The sequence below is a fragment of the Pelagibius marinus genome, from assembly GCF_014925385.1.
Lineage (GTDB): Bacteria > Pseudomonadota > Alphaproteobacteria > Kiloniellales > Kiloniellaceae > Pelagibius > Pelagibius marinus.
Window position 1 is genome coordinate 1 of record NZ_JACSDK010000029.1, and the last position, 2,154, is coordinate 2,154.

Consider the following 2,154-nt stretch of genomic DNA (forward strand, 5'->3'; position numbering starts at 1 on the left):
CTACGCCAACCTCTTCGACGACGAGGACGGCGAAGGCTTCACTCTCATCTGGTCCCGCCCGAACCGCCGCGGCGGCGAGTGAGACCGGCACAAAGCCCCGCCCGGCATTGCCGGACGGGGCTTTTCACGGCTGGTCTGAGCGGAAGCCGCGCCGCGACCCCACCCCAGGTAAGGGTGGGGTCGGGTGTTCAATTCACCCCGGCGGCACCATTTATCCCCCTGAAATCACTATAAGAAACGACGCTCCTCAAAATCGGCGTTCTGCACCAAAATGCGGAACACGGTGCGAACATGCACGAAAAACCCGGGGAAAACCCGGGGAGGATGTTTGCTGGGTGTTCACGCTCCAAGGCCAGAACGACGATGGCTGAGAGCGTGGGCGGCAGCGAGGGCTTCGTGGTCGATGCCGGTTTATCCAGGCCTACGCCGACAAGCAGCGCTTGATCTGCTGGAACAAGTGGCGCCTCGCGGTGATCCCGGCTGCGCCGTCCAGGCGCTCAGGAACTGCCTGGCCCAACTCGATAATGCTGCCTTCGGTGTGCGTACGCTTACTCCAAGGCCTACCAGATCGACTGCGAGGCGCTGCTCTGGCTGGGGGACTGCACGCAGCGCCTTCACGAGCTGGTGGAGGCCTCCTGTCGGAAACGTCTCTCCAAGTCCGCCGGTAACGCCGGCTCGATGTTTGTCGGATGGCCGCACGCACCTCTCCAGCTCCGCCACGATCTGCCCGCTAGGCCATCCGTAAACGTTGCTCCTCAATGGTGGTTCTCCTGGACTTGCGGGTTTGCACATGCGACCCGACTAGCGCCGCCAAATGACTAGGATGGTCTGAATTGGCGCTAACCTGCCGTAGATTTCAGACTGCGCCACTACCGAGCCGCCTCTACTGTTCCGCGAACCAAGCGATCGCGCTAAAATCCCCTGCCGCGCTGCGCCAGTCGCAGCTCCCGTGACCTCGACAGTAGCGGTCGAACGACAGATGCAGTGCCAATCTGTACAGCGGCCCAATCCACCAGCTCCCCAAGAATAGAGCGCATGATGAGTAATCCACCAGACTACGAGACAATGGCCAAGGCGCTTGAAGCGACGGGCGACTACCGCATCCTGCGCCGGCTCCCGAAGCAAGCCACCTTGGCCGAGTTCGACGGCTCAGAGACTCGCCGGGCCGTTGTCCTCGACCTGGAGACGACAGGGCTGGATCCCTACGCGGATGAGATCATTGAGATCGGCATGGTCCCCTTCACCTATGCCCTTGATGGTCGGATCTTTGGAGTGGGCGACCCGTTCTCGGGCCTGCGACAGCCCAGCCAGCCCATTCCAAGTGAAGTTGCTGAGCTCACCGGGATCACGGATGCTATGGTCAAGGGCCACGCCATCGAGCCTGGCGATATTGAAAAGTTCATCGATCCGGCTGCCCTCATCATTGCGCACAATGCGGCTTTTGACCGCCGCTTTTCCGAGCAGTTCTGCAGCGCCTTTGCCAACAAGCCCTGGGCCTGCTCCTTGTCGCAGATCCCTTGGGCTGAGGAAGGCTTTGGGAGCACAAAGCTTGCTCAGTTATTGGCTGATTGTGGCTATTTCTTCGATGGACACCGCGCGGTTGACGACTGCAGGGCTGTCGTTGAATTGCTTTCCAGACCACTTCCGAAGTCCGGCCGGCCCGCGCTTGGCGTGCTGCTCGAGGTGGCACGCAGCAAGACCTGTCGCATTTGGGCCGAAAACAGCCCCTTTGAGTCGAAAGACATTCTGAAGGCCCGCGGCTACCGTTGGAATGGGGAGAACAATGGTAAGCCGCGCTCCTGGTACTTCGACGCGACAGAAGAAACCGTGGAAAGCGAACTTGCATTCCTGCAATCAGAGATTCTCGCTCGCAATGCCCATATCCGGGTCGACTACATCACTGCTGCCGATCGGTTTTCCGAACGCAGCTGACCGATTGTTCGTCAACTACCCTGAGCGGCGATCCGTGATACCACCGAGCCTAAGATCACTGCGACGACATTAACCGCCGTCGGCCAAGCGAGGCCGCATCTAGTTGTAGAGCTGGCGCCAACGCTCAATGAGAGAGCGTCCGGCAAAGGCCCTCTGGCGTTTCAGTGCGACAGCCAGCTACGCTGCGGTTGCAGCGTAGCGCCAGGGCAGCAGTTCGTCGAG

General features: G+C 60.6%; 1 protein-coding gene. It reads left to right on the top strand.

The annotated features are described in order from the left end of the window. The first annotated feature begins 1,035 nt into the window (after positions 1-1,035). On the top strand, positions 1,036-1,932 hold the full coding sequence (locus H7X47_RS25640; RefSeq protein WP_193371633.1) for a 3'-5' exonuclease: 897 nt from the start codon (positions 1,036-1,038) through the stop codon (positions 1,930-1,932). Positions 1,933-2,154: the final 222 nt, after the last annotated feature.